The sequence below is a fragment of the Sphingomonas lacusdianchii genome (assembly GCF_022664395.1).
Lineage (GTDB): Bacteria > Pseudomonadota > Alphaproteobacteria > Sphingomonadales > Sphingomonadaceae > Sphingomonas > Sphingomonas lacusdianchii.
Genome location: NZ_JAKRET010000010.1, coordinates 44,745 through 65,243, shown reverse-complemented (window position 1 = coordinate 65,243; position 20,499 = coordinate 44,745). Strand labels below are relative to the sequence as shown.

General features: G+C 66.4%; 12 protein-coding genes. 7 read left to right on the top strand and 5 right to left on the bottom strand.

Translation table 11 applies throughout. From position 1 onward, the window contains the following. Positions 1-316 precede the first annotated feature (316 nt). Positions 317-4,597 (bottom strand): DNA-directed RNA polymerase subunit beta', encoded by a 4,281-nt coding sequence (gene rpoC / locus MF607_RS14095; protein ID WP_242119878.1) that lies wholly within the window; start codon positions 4,595-4,597, stop codon positions 317-319. 131 nt (positions 4,598-4,728) lie between these two features. Beyond that, the gene (gene rpoB / locus MF607_RS14090) at positions 4,729-8,874 is read right to left on the bottom strand and encodes a DNA-directed RNA polymerase subunit beta (RefSeq protein ID WP_242119876.1); all 4,146 of its coding nucleotides are present in this window, start codon (positions 8,872-8,874) and stop codon (positions 4,729-4,731) included. A 325-nt stretch (positions 8,875-9,199) separates the two neighbouring features. On the opposite strand from rpoB, the gene MF607_RS22725 reads away from it, so the two are divergent. The 5 genes from MF607_RS22725 (at position 9,200) to MF607_RS14065 (ending at position 14,010) form a co-directional block, all read left to right on the top strand. Beyond that, positions 9,200-10,342, top strand: coding sequence for a hypothetical protein (locus MF607_RS22725; RefSeq protein WP_277925911.1), 1,143 nt, complete (start codon positions 9,200-9,202; stop codon positions 10,340-10,342). 73 nt (positions 10,343-10,415) lie between these two features. Next, positions 10,416-10,937, top strand: a complete 522-nt coding sequence (locus MF607_RS14080) for a DUF2975 domain-containing protein (protein ID WP_242119874.1) — start codon at positions 10,416-10,418, stop codon at positions 10,935-10,937. After that, positions 10,937-11,167: a helix-turn-helix domain-containing protein gene (locus MF607_RS14075; RefSeq protein ID WP_242119872.1), complete on the top strand. Its 231-nt coding sequence runs from the start codon at positions 10,937-10,939 to the stop codon at positions 11,165-11,167. The genes MF607_RS14080 and MF607_RS14075 overlap by 1 nt, the downstream gene beginning before the upstream one ends. 19 nt (positions 11,168-11,186) lie before the next feature. Next, positions 11,187-12,596 carry a M16 family metallopeptidase gene (locus MF607_RS14070; RefSeq protein WP_242119870.1) on the top strand — a complete coding sequence of 470 codons (1,410 nt, stop codon included), beginning with the start codon at positions 11,187-11,189 and terminating at the stop codon, positions 12,594-12,596. A gap of 1 nt (position 12,597) precedes the next feature. Continuing rightward, positions 12,598-14,010: a M16 family metallopeptidase gene (locus MF607_RS14065; protein ID WP_242119868.1), complete on the top strand. Its 1,413-nt coding sequence runs from the start codon at positions 12,598-12,600 to the stop codon at positions 14,008-14,010. A 56-nt stretch (positions 14,011-14,066) separates the two neighbouring features. Here MF607_RS14065 and MF607_RS14060 read toward each other — a convergent pair whose 3' ends face one another. The 3 genes from MF607_RS14060 to rplJ all read right to left on the bottom strand — a co-directional run bounded on the left by MF607_RS14060 (position 14,067) and on the right by rplJ (position 16,306). Continuing rightward, on the bottom strand, positions 14,067-15,146 hold the full coding sequence (locus MF607_RS14060) for an energy transducer TonB family protein (RefSeq protein WP_242119866.1): 1,080 nt from the start codon (positions 15,144-15,146) through the stop codon (positions 14,067-14,069). Between the two features lie 218 nt (positions 15,147-15,364). Next, positions 15,365-15,742: a 50S ribosomal protein L7/L12 gene (gene rplL / locus MF607_RS14055; protein ID WP_242119864.1), complete on the bottom strand. Its 378-nt coding sequence runs from the start codon at positions 15,740-15,742 to the stop codon at positions 15,365-15,367. Between the two features lie 48 nt (positions 15,743-15,790). Further along, on the bottom strand, positions 15,791-16,306 hold the full coding sequence (rplJ, locus tag MF607_RS14050) for a 50S ribosomal protein L10 (protein WP_055761025.1): 516 nt from the start codon (positions 16,304-16,306) through the stop codon (positions 15,791-15,793). A 379-nt stretch (positions 16,307-16,685) separates the two neighbouring features. Here rplJ and MF607_RS14045 point away from each other — a divergent pair, with 379 nt between their 5' ends. Together MF607_RS14045 and galA are read left to right on the top strand one after the other, a co-directional pair. After that, a complete protein-coding gene (locus MF607_RS14045) occupies positions 16,686-17,429 on the top strand; it encodes a copper homeostasis protein CutC (RefSeq protein WP_242119862.1) in 744 nt (247 codons plus the stop codon). Between the two features lie 22 nt (positions 17,430-17,451). After that, on the top strand, positions 17,452-20,349 hold the full coding sequence (gene galA, locus MF607_RS14040) for a beta-galactosidase GalA (protein ID WP_242120073.1): 2,898 nt from the start codon (positions 17,452-17,454) through the stop codon (positions 20,347-20,349). Positions 20,350-20,499 lie beyond the last annotated feature (150 nt).

The following is a 20,499-nucleotide window of genomic DNA, read 5'->3' as shown; positions in this document are numbered from 1 at the left end:
GGTCCGATCACATAAGGCTGATCCGTTCGTCCTGAGTAACCATTGAGCTTGTCGAAATGGCGTATCGAAGGACCGCTTGGGGCTGGTGCTTCGATACGGGTCTTCGACTTCGCTCAGCCCCTACTCAGCACGAACGGTTCTACCTGTTGGGGTCACGCTCCAGCCAGCAAGCTGGCAAGCTCCGCTATCCCTCTCCCCTGCCCGGGGAGAGGGCAACGGTCTGCGCTCGCGCAGCGAGACTTCAAATACTCCAAATACAAAACCGCCGCCCGGTTGCCCGGACGGCGGTTCGTTGCTCTCACGAAGACCCGAACGATCAGTCGTTCAGATATTCGCCCGCATCGGCGTCGGTGCCGGTGCCCGAAGGCACGACATCGGCCAGCGGATCGCTGACGCCCTGACCGTCGCGGGGCGAGCGGGCCAGTTCGGCGGCGTGTTCTTCCTCGGCCGAGTTCGGCGCGACGAAGCCGGCCAGCGCCTTTTGCTGGGCCCGCAGCGCCGCGTCGCGCGATGATGCCGCGACCCGCAGGCGGTTCATACCGGCACCGGTGCCCGCCGGGATCAGGCGGCCGACGATGACGTTTTCCTTCAGACCGTTCAGGCTGTCGATCTTGCCCTGCACCGATGCCTCGGTGAGGACGCGGGTCGTTTCCTGGAACGAAGCGGCCGAGATGAACGACCGCGTCTGCAGCGACGCCTTGGTGATGCCGAGCAGCACCGGCTTGCCCTGTGCCGGGGCCAGACCCGGCGCGAGCTTCGCATTGGCTTCGTCCATCTCGTCACGGTCGAGCTGTTCGCCGGCCAGCAGGGTGGTGTCGCCACCGTCGGTGATCTCGACCTTCTGCAGCATCTGACGAACGATCGTCTCGATGTGCTTGTCGTTGATCTTCACGCCCTGCAGTCGGTAGACACCCTGGATTTCGCTGACCAGATATTCGGCCAGCGGCTCGATGCCGAGCGTTTCCAGAATGTCGTGCGGGTTCGGCGAACCACCGATCAGGTTGTCGCCGCGCTTGACATAGTCGCCTTCCTGAACGTCGATCACCTTCGACTTCGGGATCAGATACTCGACGACCTCGCCGCCATCCTCGGGCTGGATGCCGATCTTGCGCTTCGCCTTGTAATCCTTGCCGAACACGACGCGGCCCGAGACCTTGGCGATGATCGCCGCCTCCTTCGGGATGCGCGCCTCGAACAGTTCGGCGACGCGCGGCAGACCGCCGGTGATGTCGCGGGTCTTGGCCGATTCACGGGCGACACGGGCAAGCACGTCACCCGCCTGTACCTGTGCACCATCCTCGACCGACAGCACCGCGCCCGGCGCGAGCATGTAGCGCGCGGCCTCGCCCGAATTCGCGTCGAGCAGGGTCATGCGCGGACGCAGATCCTCCTTCGACTTCGACGTCGCGCGATATTCGATGATCTCGCGCTGGGCGATACCGGTCGCTTCGTCGACACGCTCGGTGACCGTCTTGTTCTCGATCAGATCGATGAACTTCACGGTACCGGCGGTTTCGGTGATGACCGGCGCGGTGAACGGATCCCACTCCGCCATGCGGTCGCCCTGCGAGACGATGTGGCCATCGTCGAACAGTACGTACGCACCGTACGGGATGCGGTGCACCGACAGATCGCGGCCGTCCATGTCGACGATCGCGATCTCGCCCGAACGGCTGAGCACCACGCGCCGGCCACGCTGATCCTCGATCAGGCGCAGGTCGCGGAACTCGACCGTGCCGTCGACCGGCGCTTCGAGGTTCGACTGTTCGTTCAGCTGCGCCGCACCGCCGATGTGGAAGGTACGCATGGTCAGCTGCGTACCCGGTTCACCGATCGACTGCGCCGCGATGACGCCGACCGCTTCGCCGATATTCACCGGCGTACCGCGGGCGAGGTCACGGCCATAGCATTTGCCGCACACGCCGATCTTGGCTTCGCAGACCAGCGGGCTGCGGATCTTCATCGCCTGCAGGCCCAGCTTCTCGATCCGCGCGACCATGGCTTCGTCGAGCAGCGTGCCGACCGGGAACACGACTTCGCCGGTCTTCGGATCGGTCACGTCCTCCGCCGTGGTGCGGCCGAGGATGCGCTCGCCGAGCGACGCGATCGTCGCACCACCTTCGATGATCGACCGCATTTCCAGCGCGCGCTGGGTGCCGCAATCGTCCTCGATGATGACGCAGTCCTGCGACACGTCGACCAGACGGCGGGTCAGATAGCCCGAGTTCGCCGTCTTGAGCGCCGTATCCGCCAGGCCCTTCCGGGCGCCGTGGGTCGAGTTGAAGTATTCGAGGACGGTCAGACCTTCCTTGAAGTTCGAGATGATCGGCGTTTCGATGATCTCGCCCGACGGCTTGGCCATCAGCCCGCGCATGCCGGCCAGCTGCTTGATCTGCGCCTGCGAACCGCGGGCACCCGAGTGCGCCATCATGTAGATCGAGTTGATCGGCTTCTCGCGACCCTTGTTGGGGCCGTCGTCATAGCGGCGGACCGCCTTGATCTCGTCCATCATGCTGGTCGCGACCTGATCGCCGCAACGGCTCCAGGCGTCGATCACCTTGTTGTACTTCTCCTGCTGCGTGATCAGGCCGTCCTGATATTGCTGCTCGAAGTCCTTCACCTGATCGCGGGTCTCGTCGACCAGCTTGTCCTTGTCGGGCGCGATCAGCATGTCGTCCTTGCCGAACGAGATGCCGGCGCGGAACGCGTGACGGAAGCCCAGCGCCATGATCGCGTCGGCGAACAGCACCGTCTCCTTCTGACCGGTGTGACGATACACCTCGTCGATGACGTCGCCGACGTCCTTCTTGGTCAGCAGGCGGTTGACCGTTTCGAACGGCACCTTGTGCGACTTGGGCAGCGTCTCGCCCAGCAGCATGCGACCCGGGGTGGTCTCATAGCGCTTGAGATACTGCTTGCCGTCCTCGTCGGTCTGCGGAACGCGGCTGACGATCTTGGTGTGCAGCGTGACGGCCCCGGCGTGCAGCGCCTGATGCACCTCCGCCATGTCGCCCAGCAGCATGCCTTCGCCCGGCTCGCCGGTCTTTTCCATCGACAGATAATAGAGACCCAGCACCATGTCCTGCGACGGCACGATGATCGGCTTGCCGTTGGCGGGCGACAGGATGTTGTTGGTCGACATCATCAGCACGCGCGCTTCCAGCTGCGCTTCGAGCGACAGCGGAACGTGGACGGCCATCTGGTCGCCGTCGAAGTCGGCGTTGAACGCCGAGCAGACCAGCGGGTGGAGCTGGATCGCCTTGCCCTCGATCAGCACCGGCTCGAACGCCTGGATGCCCAGACGGTGGAGCGTCGGCGCGCGGTTCAGCATGACCGGGTGCTCGCGAATGACTTCGTCGAGGATGTCCCAGACTTCCTTGCGTTCCTTCTCGACCCACTTCTTCGCCTGCTTGAGCGTCATGCTCAGGCCCTTGGCGTCGAGGCGCGCATAGATGAACGGCTTGAACAGTTCGAGCGCCATCTTCTTGGGCAGGCCGCACTGGTGCAGCTTCAGCTCCGGACCGGTTACGATGACCGAACGGCCCGAGTAGTCGACGCGCTTGCCGAGCAGGTTCTGACGGAAGCGGCCCTGCTTGCCCTTGAGCATGTCGGACAGCGACTTGAGCGGACGCTTGTTGGCACCCGTGATCGTGCGGCCGCGACGGCCGTTATCGAACAGCGCGTCGACCGCTTCCTGCAACATGCGCTTTTCGTTGCGGACGATGATGTCCGGCGCGCGCAGTTCCATCAGCCGCTTCAGACGGTTGTTGCGGTTGATGACGCGGCGGTACAGGTCGTTCAGATCCGACGTCGCGAAACGACCGCCGTCCAGCGGCACCAGCGGACGCAGTTCGGGCGGGATGACCGGCACGACGTCGAGGATCATCCATTCGGGACGGTTACCCGATTCGAGGAAGCTCTCGACGACCTTCAGCCGCTTGATGATCTTCTTGGGCTTCAGTTCCGACTTGGTGACCGCCAGCTCTTCGAGCAGGTCGCGCTTTTCGCCCTCGAGGTCGAGGTCGATCAGCATCTGCTTGACCGCTTCGGCGCCGATCCCGGCCGAGAAGGCGTCCTCGCCATACTGGTCCTGCGCGTCGAGCAGTTCGTCCTCGGTGAGGAGCTGATACTTTTCGAGCGCGGTCAGGCCCGGCTCGATCACGATATAGCTCTCGAAATACAGCACGCGCTCGAGCTGCTTCAGCTGCATGTCGAGCAGCAGGCCGATGCGCGACGGCAGCGACTTCAGGAACCAGATGTGCGCGACAGGTGCGGCCAGTTCGATATGGCCCATCCGCTCACGGCGAACCTTCGACACCGTGACTTCGACACCGCACTTTTCGCAGACGATGCCCTTGTACTTCATGCGCTTGTACTTGCCGCACAGGCACTCGTAATCCTTGATCGGACCGAAGATGCGCGCGCAGAACAGGCCGTCACGTTCCGGCTTGAACGTGCGATAGTTGATCGTCTCGGGCTTCTTGATCTCGCCGAACGACCATGAGCGGATACGCTCCGGCGAGGCGATGCCGATCTGGATCTGGTCGAAAGTCTCCGGCTTGGCCACCGGGTTCGCGAAATTGGTCAGTTCGTTCATGATCTTACCTCATAGCCCTCGCCCCTTCAGGGGAGAGGGTTGGGAGAGGGGAAGTGCGGAGAGGGTAGTGGGCTGGACTGCCCCTCTCCCCGACCCTCTCCCCACGCTGTGGGGAGAGGGAGCAGGAAGGCTTACTCCGCCGCCTCGGCCAGTCCGTCATTCTCCTCCAGGCTGCTCAACTCGATGTTGAGGCCCAGCGAGCGCATTTCCTTGACCAGCACGTTGAAGCTTTCGGGGATGCCGGCCTCGAAGGTGTCGTCGCCCTTGACGATCGCTTCATAGACCTTGGTGCGGCCGACCACGTCGTCGGACTTCACCGTCAGCATTTCCTGGAGCGTATAGGCGGCGCCATAGGCCTGGAGCGCCCACACTTCCATTTCCCCGAAGCGCTGGCCACCGAACTGCGCCTTGCCGCCCAGCGGCTGCTGGGTGACGAGCGAGTACGGCCCGATCGAACGCGCGTGGATCTTGTCGTCGACGAGGTGGTGCAGCTTCAGCATGTAGATGATGCCGACGGTGACCATCCGGTCGAACTGATCGCCGGTACGACCGTCGAACAGCACCGACTGACCCGAGCTGTGCAAGCCGGCCAGCTGCAGCATGTCCGACACGTCGCTTTCGCGCGCGCCGTCGAACACCGGGGTGCCCATGGGCACGCCCGTGCTGATGTTCTGGACCAGTTCGGCCAGCTGCTCGTTCGAACGGCTGTCGATATCCTCGGCATAGTGATCGCCATAGATCTCCTTCAGCCGATCCTTGACCGCCGCCGGCATTTCGCCGCCGACCGCATCCGGGTTCGCCTCGCGCCAGTCGCGCAGCGACCGTGCGACCTGCATGCCGAGGTTGCGTGCCGCCCAGCCAAGGTGCGTTTCGAAGATCTGCCCGACGTTCATGCGCGACGGCACGCCCAGCGGGTTGAGCACCAGGTCGACCGGGGTACCGTCCTCGAGGAACGGCATGTCTTCCTGCGGCAGGATGCGGCTGATGACGCCCTTGTTGCCGTGACGGCCGGCCATCTTGTCGCCCGGCTGCAGCTTGCGCTTCACCGCGACGAACACCTTGACCATCTTGAGCACGCCCGGCGGCAGCTCGTCGCCCCGCTCCAGCTTCTCGCGGCGATCGTGGAACTTGTCGGTGATCCGCTTCACCGCCTCGTCATACTGCGCCTTGATCGCTTCGAGATTGCCCTGCGCCGCATCGTCGGCGACGGCGAACCGCCACCATTCATGCTTTTCCACGCTGTCGAGCAGGTCGCGGTCGATGACCACGCCCTTCTTGACGCCCTTGGGCGCGGCCGTCGCGGTCTGCCCTTCGAGCATCTCGCGCAGGCGCGACCAGGTCGCCCGGTTGAGGATGCCGCGCTCGTCGTCCGAGTCCTTCTTCAGGCGCTCGATCTCCTCGCGCTCGATCGCCATCGCGCGCTCGTCCTTGTCGATGCCGTGGCGGTTGAAGACGCGGACGTCAACGACCGTACCCGACACGCCCGGCGGCAGGCGGAGCGAGGTGTCGCGCACGTCGCTGGCCTTTTCACCGAAGATCGCGCGGAGGAGCTTTTCCTCCGGCGTCATCGGCGATTCACCCTTCGGCGTGATCTTGCCGGCGAGGATGTCGCCCGGCTCGACCTCGGCACCGATATAGACGATGCCTGCCTCGTCGAGGTTGCGCAGCGCTTCTTCACCCACGTTCGGAATGTCGCGGGTGATGTCTTCCGGCCCGAGCTTCGTGTCGCGGGCCATCACTTCGAACTCGTCGATATGGATCGACGTGAACACGTCGTCCTTCACGATCCGCTCGCTGATGAGGATCGAGTCCTCATAGTTGTAGCCGTTCCACGGCATGAACGCGACCAGCGCGTTGCGGCCCAGCGCCAGCTCGCCGAACTCGGTCGACGGGCCGTCGGCGATGACTTCGCCGGCCTTCACCACGTCGCCCACCTTCACCAGCGGACGCTGGTTGATGCAGGTCGACTGGTTCGAACGCTGGAACTTCATCAGCGTGTAGATGTCGACGCCGCTCTCGGTCGCATCGACCTCGCCGGTCGCGCGGATCACGATACGGGCCGCATCGACCTGATCGACCACACCCGCCCGCTTGGCCGAGATCGCCGCGCCCGAATCGCGCGCCACGGTCTCTTCCATGCCGGTGCCGACGAACGGCGCTTCCGCCTTCACCAGCGGCACCGCCTGACGCTGCATGTTCGAACCCATCAGCGCGCGGTTGGCGTCGTCGTTTTCCAGGAACGGAATGAGCGACGCGGCGACCGAGACGAGCTGCTTCGGGCTGACGTCCATCAGCGTGACGTTTTCGGGCAGCGCCATCAGGAATTCGCCGGCCTGACGCGCCGACACCAGTTCCTCGGCGAAGCTGCCATCCTCGTTCAGCGCCGCCGACGCCTGCGCGACGGTGTGCTTCTGCTCTTCCATCGCCGACAGGTACACGACTTCGTCCGACACCTTGCCGTCGATGATGCGACGGTACGGGGTCTCGATGAAGCCGTACTTGTTGACGCGGCTGAAGGTGGCCAGCGAGTTGATCAGACCGATGTTCGGGCCTTCCGGCGTTTCGATCGGGCAGATACGGCCATAATGGGTCGGGTGGACGTCGCGGACTTCGAAGCCGGCGCGTTCCCGCGTCAGACCGCCTGGCCCGAGTGCCGAGACGCGACGCTTGTGCGTCACTTCGGACAGCGGGTTGGTCTGGTCCATGAACTGCGACAGCTGCGACGAACCGAAGAATTCGCGCACCGCGGCGACCGCCGGCTTGGCGTTGATCAGGTCGTTCGGCATGACCGTCGATACGTCGACCGACGACATGCGCTCCTTGACCGCACGCTCCATGCGCAACAGCCCGACGCGATACTGGTTCTCCAGCAGCTCGCCGACCGAGCGGACGCGGCGGTTGCCGAGATTGTCGATATCGTCGACTTCGCCCTTGCCGTCCTTCAGGTCGACCAGCGTCTTGACGACGGCGAGGATGTCCTCGCTGCGCAGCGTGGTCACCGTGTCCGGCGTGTCGAGGTCGAGACGCATGTTCAGCTTGACGCGACCCACGGCAGACAGGTCGTAGCGCTCGGGATCGAAGAACAGCCCGGCGAACAGCGCCTCGGCGGTTTCCAGCGTCGGCGGTTCGCCGGGGCGCATCACGCGATAGATGTCCGACAGCGCCTGTTCGCGCTCCTCGGCCTTGTCGACGTTCAGCGTGTTGCGGATCCACGGACCGGTCGACACGTGATCGATGTCGAGCAGCTCGATCCGCTCGATGCCGGCCTGGTCGAGCAGTTCGAGATTCTCGGGCGAGACCTCGTCGCCGGCTTCGATATAGATCTGGCCGGTCGTCTCGTTGATCAGGTCATAGGCGCTGTAGCGGCCGAAGATTTCCTCGGTCGGGATCAGCAGGTCGGTCAGGCCGTCCTTGCCCGCCTTGTTGGCGAGGCGCGGCGAAATCTTGGTGCCGGCCGGGAACACGACTTCGCCGGTGTTCGCATCGACGATGTCGAACGACGGCTTCTGGCCGCGCCAGTTTTCCGGCGCATAGGGAATGCGCCAGCCGCCTTCGCCACGGACGAAGGTCACGCGGTTGTAGAAATGGTTGAGGATGTCCTCGCCGGTCATGCCCAGCGCATAGAGCAGCGACGTCACCGGCAGCTTGCGCTTGCGGTCGATACGGACGTTGACGATGTCCTTGGCGTCGAATTCGAAATCGAGCCACGACCCGCGATACGGGATCACGCGGGCGGCGAAGAGATACTTGCCGCTGGCATGGGTCTTCCCACGGTCATGGTCGAACAGCACGCCCGGCGACCGGTGCATCTGCGACACGATCACGCGCTCGGTGCCGTTGATGAAGAAGGTGCCATTCTCGGTCATGAGCGGCATGTCGCCCATGTACACGTCCTGCTCCTTGATATCGAGGACCGAGCGGGCCTCGGTATCGGCATCGACCTCGAACACGATCAGGCGCAGGGTGACGCGCATCGGCGCGGCATAGGTGATGCCGCGCTGACGGCATTCCTCGACGTCGAACTTGGGGTCTTCCAGTTCGTAGGTGACGAAGTCGAGCTCGGCGGTGCCGGCGAAGTCGCGGATCGGGAACACCGACCGCAGCGTCTTTTCGAGGCCGGAGACATAGCCGATCGACGGGTCGCTGCGCAGGAACTGTTCATAGCTCTCGCGCTGGACCTCGATCAGGTTCGGCATCTGCACCACTTCGTGGATGTCGCCGAACACCTTGCGGATGCGGCGCTTGTGCGTGCCGGTTGCGGTTGCCTTGGTCGCCATGGAGTCGTGGGCCTCGCTTGCAGTCAAATCTCGTGCCCGGTTGCCACCGGGCTGGCGTGCGATCGGGACGACGAAAGCCGCGTCACCCAATATGGGCCGCAGCTGATCGAGCGTCCTGGAATGGCGACAGGCCTATACATGCAATGCGTTGCGCGACGACGCATTCTTTCCCGGTCCTGAAGCAAGCCCGCCATATAGAAGCGGGGGCGGAGTATGTCAACGCGGGCCAACGATTGTTTCGACTGGGCGTGGAACCAACTCGTTTCGTCGCAATGCCGGGTCCGGCGGGCTGACAGGTGGCGCGAAAGCCCGGTTGAGGTCGGGCATGCAGTTCCAGCTTTCGTGCGCGGCCGTCGTCGCGAGTCTCGCCATGCCCGCCGCCGCGCAGCAGACCAATCCGGGTGGGTCGATCCCGATCTACGACATCACGCCGCAGGTCGCGCCGACCCCGGTGCCAACTTCGACGCCGATCGCAACGCCGACGTCGACGCCGACCCCGCGCGCCACGCCCGCGCCGCGCCCGACCGCCACCCCGACTCCGCCCGCGCAACGTCCGCGCGTGACACCTTTGCCAACTTCCACGCCTTCGCCCGCACCCGTCGTCCGCCCGACTCCGGCTCCGGCACCGACCCCGGAGGCGACCTATGTCGGCCCGCAGGTCCTGCCGACCCCCGAACCAACCGCGACCTCCGAACCCGCCGTCGCGCCGACCGCGACCGCCGAAGCCGCCCCGGCCCAGGCCGGCGACGCGCTGCCATGGTGGCTATGGTTCCTCGGCGGGATCGCGGTCGCCGCCGCCGCGGCGTTCCTGTTCACCCGCCTCCGCCGCAAGCCGCCGGCTGTCGTCGAGGAGATCGCCCCGGTCGCCCCCGTCCCGGTCCGGCCACCCGAGCCGGTCGCTCCGCCCCCGCCGCCGCGCCCCGTCACTGCGTCGCCGCCACCGCCACCGCCCGCGCCCGTCGCGCCGAACCCCGGCCCGTTCCTCGAATTTCAGCTCGCCCCCCTGCGTGTCGGCACCGAGGGCGACCGGATCCTGCTCGATTTCGACCTGACCGTCGGCAATCCCGCACCGATGCCGGTGGCCGAGGTCCGTATCGCGACGATGCTGCTGACCGCCCATGCCGAACAGGACGAAGCGATCGCGACCTTCTTCGCCAACGATGCCAAGCGCGGGCTCGACCCGTTCGCGCTGGGTGCGGGCGAGCGCCGCCATCTCGAAGCGACGATGACCCTGCCGCGCGTCGCGGTGAATATCGTCACCGCCCGGGATCGCCCGTTCTTCGTGCCGATGATCGCGATCGACGCGCGCTATCGCTGGGAGGACGGCCGGGAGTCGCGCACCACCGCCGCCTTCATGGTCGGCCCGACCGCACCGCAGGGCAAGCTCGCCCCGATCTTCACCGATCGCGGTGACCGCATGACCGACCGACTGGAAGTCCGGCTCTATGGCGAGGTGCGGCGGACATAGGGCGGTGCGCCATTCTGCTTGGCGCTAATCGATATACCGATTAGCGTCCGGACCGGATCGAATTGGGGGCGGCATGGGGCGACGGGACCGGATATTGCGATTGACGCTTGGCGTGCTGCGGCTGCTGCTCGCCCTCAACATCCTCTTCGCGGTCGCATTCCTGCTGGCGGCGATCGCCAGCCTGCCGCTGCACGATCTGCTCGCAGCGCGGATCGCCGCAAAATATCCGGCCATCGATGTCGAGCGCATGGTCGGCGGTGTCCGCGCGCTGCTGCTGCTGGGCGTCGTCGCGGCGGTGCCCGCGCACGTCATCTTCTCGCGGCTGACCGCGATCATCCGCACCGTGCTGGCGGGCGAGACCTTCGCGTCGCCCAATGCGCGGCGGGTGCGGGCGATCGGCTGGGCGCTGCTCGCCATCCAGCTGCTCGACATTCCGCTGTTCCTGATCCTGCCGCGCTTCGCCGGCACCGGTGTCGGGCTGGACGGGTCGTCCTTCTCGATCGGCGGATGGCTGTCGGTGCTGGTCGCGTTCGTGCTGGCGCGCGTGTTCGCCGAAGGCGCGGCGCTGCGTGAGGATCTGGAGGGGACGGTCTGATGGCGGTATTGGTCCGCCTCGACGAAGTGTTGCTCGCGCGGCGCATGACGCTGACCGAACTGGCGCAGGCGGTCGATATCACGCTTGCCAACCTGTCGATCCTGAAGACGGGCAAGGCGCGGGCGATCCGGTTCACCACGCTCGATGCGATCTGCCGTGTGCTTGAATGCCAGCCCGGCGACATTCTGGTCCATGCCGATACGGCAGAGGAAAGCGCTACCGACGACTGATTTGCAAAAGGGGGGACCGATGACGCGTATCATGAAACGGCTGTTGCTGGGGGCGGCGCTGGCCGTGCTGCCGGCGATGGCGACCAATGCGGCGGCGCAACCGAGCCCCGCCGCCGCACCGGCGAAGCTCGCCATCGACATGCGCTACTTCACGCTGCCCAACGGGCTGAAGGTCGTGCTGTCGCGCGATACGCTCGCCCCGACCGTCACCGTCGGCGTCTATTACGGGATCGGGTTCCGCGTCGAGCCGCGCGAGCGGACCGGCTTCGCCCATCTGTTCGAGCATCTGATGTTCCAGGGATCGCAAAATGCGCCGAAGGGCGTGTTCATCCGCACGATCAGCAATGCCGGCGGGGTGCTGAACGGATCGACGCGGTTCGATTTCACCAATTATTTCGAGATCGTGCCGTCGAACGCGCTGGAGCGCATCCTGTGGCTGGAGGCCGATCGCATGGCCCGCCCGGTCATCAACGACACGGTGCTCAAGAACCAGCAGGGCGTCGTCGGCAACGAGGTGAAGGTCAACGTCCTCAACCAGCCCTATGGCACCTGGCCGTGGATCGACCTGCCGATGCTGGCCAATACCAACTGGTATAACAGTCACAATTTCTACGGCGACCTCAAGGAGATCGAAGCGGCGACCGTCGCGGATGCGAAACAGTTCCAGTCGGAATTCTACCGCCCGAACAACGCGGTGCTCGTGGTCTCGGGCGACATCGACTATGCCGGGGCCGAGGCGATGGTCCGCAAATATTTCGGCCCGCTGCAAAAGGGCGCGCCCGTGGTGCTGCCCGACCTCGCCGAACCGCGCCAGACGGTGGAGAGGACGCGGAGCCGCGTCGACGCGCTGGCGCCCAAGCCAGGCTGGGCGGCGGGCTATCACATGCCGCCGCGCGGCACGCCCGAATGGTATGCGATGGGGCTGATCGACCAGATGCTGGTACAGGGCGACGACAGCCGCCTGTCGCGCAAGCTGGTGGCCGAAACCGGCATCACCGGCGACCTGTCCGGCGGCATCAATGCCTCTCTCGGCAACATGTACAATTATAACGGTCCGATGCTGTGGGCGTTCAACTTCACCCACGACCCCAAATTCACCGACGCCCAGATTCGGCAGGCGGTCGACGGGGTCGTCGAACAGCTCCGCACGACGCCGGTGACCGTCGCCGAGCTCGACCGGGCCCGGACCAAGCTGCGTTCCGACCTCTATTCGTCGGTCGACGGCGGCACCCGGGTCGGTCTGATCGACCTGCTCGCCGTCTATGCGCTGTTCGACAATGATCCGCAGGCGGTGAACCGGATCGAGGCGGGTTTCGCCAAGGTGACCCCCGCGCTGATCCAGAAGACCGCGCAGGAGTATCTCCGCCCGACCAACCGCTCGATCTATACCATCGTGCCCGGCAATGCCGCAGCCCAGGGAGCCAAGTGAGATGCGCCGTTCGATCCTGCTCGCCGGCCTCGCGCTGATCGCGGCGCCGCTCGCCGCGCAGACCCAGCCGCCGGCACTACCTGCGCCCGAAATTGGCGCGCCCAAGCCGTTCACCGTGCCCGCATCGGAAACCTATACCCTGCCCAATGGCATGGGCGTGACGCTGATCCCCTATGGCAATGCGCCCAAGGTCACGATCATGCTGCGCGTCTATGCCGGTAATCTGGAGGAGGGGCGCGATACCTGGCTGTCCGACCTGACCGGCGACATGCTGAAGGAAGGGGCGGGGAGCCGCGATTCGACCGCGCTCGCCACCGCCGCGGCCGGCATGGGCGGCAATTTGTCGGTGCGCACCAGTTATACCGGCACGTCGATCAACATGAGCGGTCTCAGCGAATTCGCGCCGCAGGCGGTCGCGCTGGTCGGCGACGTCGCGCGCCGGCCGACCTTCCCCGCCGGCGAGTTCGCGCGGGTCAAGGCGAACAGCGCGCGGTCGCTGGCGCAGGCGCTGGCGCAGCCGGGCACGCTTGCCGATTATGCGCTGGCCCGCGCCACCTATGGCGATCATCCCTATGGCCGAACCGTGCCGACCCCCGCGCAGCTCGATGCCTATACTCTCGATCAGGTGAAGCGCTTCTACGCCACCAATTTCGGGGCGCAGCGCGCGCGGCTGTACGTCGCGGGCCGGTTCGATCCGGCGGCGGTCAAGGCCGCGGTCGAAAAGGCGTTCGGCGACTGGCAGAAGGGGCCGCCGCGTCTGTCGCTGGTCCCGACCGCCACGCCGGGACCGCGGGTGCTGCTGGTCGATCGCCCCGGTGCGCCGCAATCGACGATCCGCCTCGCCTGGCCCGCGCCGCTGGCCGGCAGCGCGGAGGACATCCCGATGCGCGTCGCCAACGCACTGCTCGGCGGCAGCTTCTCGTCGCGGATCACCCGCAACATCCGCGAGGACAAGGGCTATACCTATTCGCCCGGATCGGGGATCGATCAGCGTCCCGGGGATGCCGCATGGACCTTTGACGCCGACGTAACCACCGCGGTGACCGGGGCGTCGCTCAAGGAAGTGTTCCACGAAATCCGGACGCTGCAATCGACCCCGCCGGCGGCGGACGAGGCGGCGGGCATGCGCAGCTACAATGCCGGGCTGTTCGTGTTGCGCAGTTCGGACAGCGCCTCGCTGATCGGGCAGTTGGCGACGCGCGACGCGCTCGGCCTGCCCGCCGACTGGCTCGATCGCTATGTACCCGCGACGATGGCGGTCAGCGACGCGCAGTTCAGCAGCGCGATCAAACAGAACCTGCCGCTCGACCGGTTCACGCTGGTCGTGGTCGGCGACCTCGCCAAGGTAAAGCCGCAGCTCGATGCGCTGCCCGAGTTGAAGGGCGTGCCAGTCGAGACGGTGACGGTGCCGTAAGAAAGGCTTCCGCCTGCTCCCCTTCCTTGTCGGGAAGGGGGGGGGCTTCTGCCGGCTTAATAGATCGGCGCCGTGTTGGGGTCAGCGGGCATGCCGTTCGACCGGATCTTGAACAACACCCGGTCGATGCACCCGCTGGCCCCGGTCGGCGACGGCGCCCGTCGAGCGGAACGGATGACCTGCAGCGCCTGCTCGCCAAAGGCGGTGGCTGGCTCGCTGGCCAGGACACGGACGTTGCCGACATCGCCCCATGGCGCGACGTCGTAGGTCACCACCGCCCAACCCTCGATCGAGCGACGGTTCCACGCGCCGGGATAGGTGAGGCGCGGCGGCTGCACCCATGGCGCGGCGGGGCAGTTCGGCGTGGTACCGAAACTCGCCTCTTCGGGCGCGACGGGCGCGGCGATCGGCGTCGCGGCGTGCCAGTAAGGATAGAGGCAGCCGGTCCGGGCTCCGGCGGTGAAGCGGGACGCGACGATCGCCTTGCGCCCGGCGGCGTCGAGTGCGCGGTTGGCGGTGCCGGCGATGGTGCGGACGTTCACCGGCGTGCCGCTGCCGGTCAGATCATAGCCGATCATCGTCCAGCTGCGCTCGCCCGGCGACCCGGCAATCGTGTCGAAATCGGGATAGGCGCGCAGCAGCGGCTTGGGATAGGGCGGGCGGAGGCAATCGCTGTCCGGGGTTCTGATCCGGTCCCACCCGGCCTGCGGCAGCCGACCGCTGATCGGATCGATCGTATAGGCCATCAGCTCGATCAGGTCGGCATCGGCTAAGGGTACCGCCTCGGCGCGATAGGTGATGGTGCAACCGGCAAGCGCTTCACCCGGCGCGAAGCGGGCAGCGGCGAGTGCCGGGCCGAGGTCCTCGCTCGACGGAACGTAGCGGGCCGGTGCCGGGGCGATCGACAATGCGCGGCCGGTGGCGTCGATACGGAAGGTGAAGGTGATCGGTTGCGGATCCGCCGGCCCCCATAGAAGGCCCGACAGCGGACGCGGGGCGGCAAGCGGCGTGACGGCGCGATCGCCACAGCGGATGCTCTCCACCTGCCAGCGCAACAGCTGCTGCTGTGGCGGGTTGGGTACGGCCGGCGCGATTGGTGAGGCGGCGGCGAGCAACAGGGTTAGGGCGGCAGGCATGGGCGCGATGGTGTCGCGGTTTCGTGACGTCCGCAAGTCATTGTCGCGATTGATGTTTGCGGGCGCAAAAAGGGGCGGTCCCCATTTGGGGCCGCCCCTTCTTCGTACCGTGCAAGCCGGGATCGAAGTGAATTCGATCCCGTCGGTCGGGCCTTGCAGCCCGCCGGCCGGCCTTGACGGAGATAGCGGAGCCTCGGCTCCGCTGTCCCGTCTGCGGCTTACTTGACTTCGACGGTCGCGCCGGCGCCTTCGAGCTGCGCCTTGATCTTGGCGGCTTCGTCCTTGTTGACGCCTTCCTTGACGGCCTTCGGAGCGCCTTCGACCAGCGCCTTGGCTTCGGTCAGGCCGAGACCGGTGATGGCGCGGACTTCCTTGATGACGTTGATCTTCTTGCCGCCGTCGCCGGTCAGGATGACGTCGAATTCGGTCTGCTCTTCAGCAGCCGGGGCAGCGGCGCCACCGCCAGCGGCCGGAGCGGCGGCAACGGCAGCAGCGGCCGAAACGCCCCACTTCTCTTCGAGCAGCTTCGACAGTTCAGCCGCTTCGAGGACGGTCAGTTCGCTCAGCTGGTCGACGAGCGCGTTCAGGTCAGCCATGATATTCTCCGTAAATCAGATAGGGGTAAATTGGTCGGAAGCCGCCGATCAGGCCGCGTCCTTCTCCGCATATGCCGACAGGACCCGGGCGATCTGTGCCGCGGGAGCCTGGGTGATGGTCGCCAGCTTCGTTGCCGGGGCAACGATGAGGCCGACGATCTTGGCGCGCAGTTCGTCGAGCGACGGCAGCGAGGCGAGTGCCTTGATACCTTCCGCATCGAGGAGCTGACCGCCCATCGCGCCACCGACGATCTCGATCTTGTCGTTCGTCTTGGCGAAGTCGTTGATGACCCGTGCCGCGGCAACGGGGTCGGTCGACGTCGCCAGCGCCGTCGGGCCGGTCAGCAGGTCGGCGATCACCGCGTACGGCGTGCCTTCGGCTGCGATCCGGGCAAGACGGTTCTTCGAGACCTTGTAGCTCGCGCCGGCGTCACGCATCTTGTTGCGCAGGCCCGTCGATTGCGCGACGGTCATGCCGAGGTTGCGGGTGACGACCACCACGCCGACCTCGTTGAAGGTGCGGTTCAGCTCGGCGACGGCTTCACTCTTCTGAGTGCGATCCATGCCGTTCTCCTTAACTGGGGCGGTTCCCGAACCGGAAAACGCCCGCGTACAATCCGCCCGCCGCGGTTGCGACGAACGGGGCGACAGTCCGTGAAGGGGCATGGTCGCCATGCGAAGGAACCGGGCAGTCGCGCGGATTTCCCATGGCTGGCCTGGCGTCGCGAAAGCTGCGCCCGGCGATAAAACGCATTCCCCGCCTCGGCAGGACATTAAGCGGGAAACCCGCACCTGCTGTCTCGGACGGACGTCGGACATGGACGAATCCCGCCACGACGCTTGGCGGCGCGCTTATGCCGGACAGGCGCGCGAGTCAAGCATGGGAAGCCGCTTGACCTTCGGCGACGACGCTTCATTAGTCTTACAAACCGACGGGGGTCGCATGGCGCGTACGACGCTGGAAATCTGTATCGACAGTGTGGCGGGGTTCGATGCCGCCATTGCCGGGGGCGCGGACCGGGTCGAATTGTGCGGGGCGCTGTCGGTGGGCGGACTGACGCCATCGCCGGGCTTGACCGCGCTCGTCGTCGCGCGGGCACGGATGGCGGGCATCCGGGTCCATGCCATGGTCCGGCCGCGCGCGGGCGATTTCACCTATTCGCCCGGCGAGGTCGCGACCGCGATCGCCGATGCGCAGGCGCTGGTCGCCGCCGGGGTCGACGGGCTGGTGTTCGGGGCGGTGCGGTGCGGTTCGATCGACGAAGCGGTTACGGAGCAATGGGTTGCCGCCGTGCGGACGGTGCGGCGCGATATCGACCTGACGCTGCACCGCGCGGTCGACCTGCTGTCCGATCCGGTCGCGGCGGTCGAACCGGCGGTAGCGCACGGCTTTGCGCGCATCCTGACCTCGGGCGGTGCGGTGCGGGCCGTCGACGGGGCGGGGGTGATCGCGGCGATGACGCGCGCGGCGGCGGGGCGCATCGTGGTGATGCCGGGATCGGGCGTTCGGCCGGACAATGTCGCGGCGCTGCTGACCGCGACGGGCGCGGTGGAGGTCCATGCCTCGGCCGGGGTGGCCGTGCCGCAGGACGATGCGCTCGTCCAGGCGCTGGGCTTTGCCGGGCCGGGACTGGCGCGGACCGATGCGATGGTCGTGCGGGCGCTGCGCGCCGCGATCGACGAATAAGGAGACAGATCGGATGAGTTTCATGCCCCTTGGGCGGCGCGCCCTGCTGACCGGAACGGCGGGAACGCTGGCGGCGGCGACCCTGCCGATGCGGGCGCTGGCCGCACGGCGCGCGACCGAGCCGAACGGCTTGCTGCACGGCCTCGCCCCGCGCGACGGCTTGTTCGAACGCTTGCCCGTTGAGGATCCGTCACGGACGCTGCTCGCGCGCGGCTGGCTGTTCCACGAAGGCGACATCACGCCCCCGCCGCCGGTCACGCATGACGATACGTATAGCAACGCCAAGGCCGGCAATGCGCGCGGTGCGGCGGCGATGGACCATGACGACAGCGATTGGGCGGAGGTGACGCTGCCGCACGACTGGGCGTCGGCGCAGGGGTTCGTCGAGACCGCCAATGTCGCGCAGGGCTATCGCCCGCGCGGGATCGGCTGGTATCGCCGGACGCTCCGGCTCGACCCTGCGGATCGCGGCAAAAGGCTGGAACTGCACTTCGGGGCGATCGCAACCGCGGCGACGATCTGGATCAACGGCAGCATCGTCGCGCGCAATTTTTCGGGCTATAATGCGATCGATATCGACCTGACGCCGTTCGCGCGCTTCGGTGACGAATTGAATGTCATCGCGATTCGCGTCGACGCCAACGCCATGGAAGGCTGGTGGTACGAAGGCGCTGGCCTGTACCGCCATGTCTGGCTGTCGAAGCGGCCGCCGGTGTCGATCGCGACCTATGGCGTGCATTGCGATCCGCGGCTCGGTGGCGATGGTCGCTGGAGCGTGCCGGTGACCGTGACGCTGGACAGCATCGCGCGCGAGGCGGCGACGGCGAACGTGCTGGTCGACCTGCTCGATCCGGCGGGGAAGGTGATCGGCAGCGCTCGCGGGCAGGCGCAGTTGCAGCCGCTGGCGCAGGCGGAGGTCGCAGTCACGCTGCCCGTCGACAATCCGGTGCGCTGGTCGATCGAGACGCCGACGCTCTACACCGTCCGGGTGACGACCGATGCGCCGGGCGGCGGCGACGAACGGCGCATTCCGATCGGGTTTCGCACGATCCGCTTCGATGCCGAACAAGGATTCTTCCTGAACGACCGGCACGTCAAGCTGAAGGGCGTGTGCCTGCATCAGGACCATGCCGGGGTCGGCGTCGCGGTGCCCGACGCGCTGCTCGAATGGCGGTTGCAACGGATGAAGGATACCGGCGTCAACGCCATCCGCTGTTCGCACAATGCGCAGGCCGAGGCGTTCTACCAGCTGTGCGACAGGATGGGGTTCGTTCTCATGGACGAGAACCGTATATTCAACCCGGCGCCGGAGAATATGGCGCAGCTCGAATGGCTTGTCCGGGCGCATCGCAATCATCCCAGCATCATCCTGTGGTCGGTCTTCAACGAGGAACCGATGCAGGGGACCGAAGCGGGCGTCGAGATGGTGCGGCGGATGGCCGCCCATGTCCATGCGCTGGACGACAGCCGGCCGGTGACGGCGGCGATGAACGGCAGCTTCTACGACCCGCAGAATGTGTCGAGCGTGGTCGATGTCATGGGGTTCAATTATTATCAGGGCGATTACGACAAGTTCCACGCGCTGAACCCCGCCAAGCCGAGCACGTCGTCGGAGGACACCAGCGCGTTCATGACGCGCGGTGCCTATGCGACCGATCAGGAACGCCATGTCATGTCGTCGATGGACGACGAAGCCGCACCGTGGGGCGCGACGCATCGCAAGGCATGGGCGGAGATCGCCAGGCGCCGTTTCATCGCCGGCGGCTTCGTCTGGACCGGGTTCGACTATCATGGCGAACCGACGCCGTTCACCTGGCCGACCATCGCCAGCTTCTTCGGCATCCTCGACCTGTGTGGCTTCCCCAAGACCGCCTATGACATCCATCGCGCGCACTGGATCGACGACACGGCCGTGGTCGGTATCGCGCCGCACTGGACATGGCCGGGCAAGGAAGGGCAGCCGATCGCGCTGCTCGTCACCAGCAATGCCGAACGGGTGCGCGTGGTGCTGAACGGCCGGATGATCGGCGAGCAGGCGGTCGACCGGATCATGGGCAACAGCTTCACCGTCCCTTATGCGCCTGGCAGGCTGGAGGCGATCGCGCTGAAGGGCGGGCGCGAGGTCGCGCGGGCGGTGCATGAGACAGCGGGGCCGGCGGTCGCGCTACGGCTGACCCCGGCGCGACGGCAGATGCTGGGCGACAACGAGGATGTCGTGCCGGTCACGATCGATGCGGTCGATGCGAAGGGGCGGCATGTGCCGACCGAGAACCGGATGACCCGCTTCACCATCGATGGTGCGACATTGATCGGCGTCGGCAATGGCGATCCCAACAGCCATGAAAGCGAGAAGGCGCCACAGCGGTCGCTGTTCAACGGCCTCGCGCAGATGCTGGTGCAGGCGGGCGAGGGGCGCGGCAAGGTGACGATCGTCGCCAGTGCCGACGGATTGCGCCCGGCGCGGCTGGTGATCGACCGGGTCGCGGCGACCCCGCGGTCGCAGGTGGCGGTGACGCCGCCGGGGGCGTTCATCCTCAACTGGCGGCGCTCGCCTTCGTTCGCGACCGCGCCCGATCCGGGGCTGATGCCGCCGGTCAACGACAATAACAGCTGGGACTTTACCCGCAGCGGCAACACGACGGGGCCGGAGGCGGGCGCGTCGTTCCGGCTGTATCGCGCCACGCTGCCGGTCCGGCGGCGGGTGGTGGAGGAAGGCGGCAACGTCACCTTCGCCCGGATCGACGGGCGGGCCAGGGTCTTTGTCGATGGCAAGGAGGTCGCGGCCAAGACCGACTTCGCCGCCGCGCCGCTGGTCGCGTCGATCCCGCCGGGGGCCAAGACCATCGCGGTGATCGTCGAGGCGCAACCCAACACGCGGTCCGGGTTCAACGGCACGGTGCGGGTCGCGCCGAAGGGATAGCGACCGTTCCCCTCCGTTCGCTTCGAGCGGAGGTTCGAGCTTGTCGAGAACCGTCGTCGAGAAGGGGGTGCCCCAAACGGCTGCGTTCTCGACGGACGCTTCTCGACTTCGCTCGAAGCTGCTCGAACCGAACGGATGGTGATGGAGGGG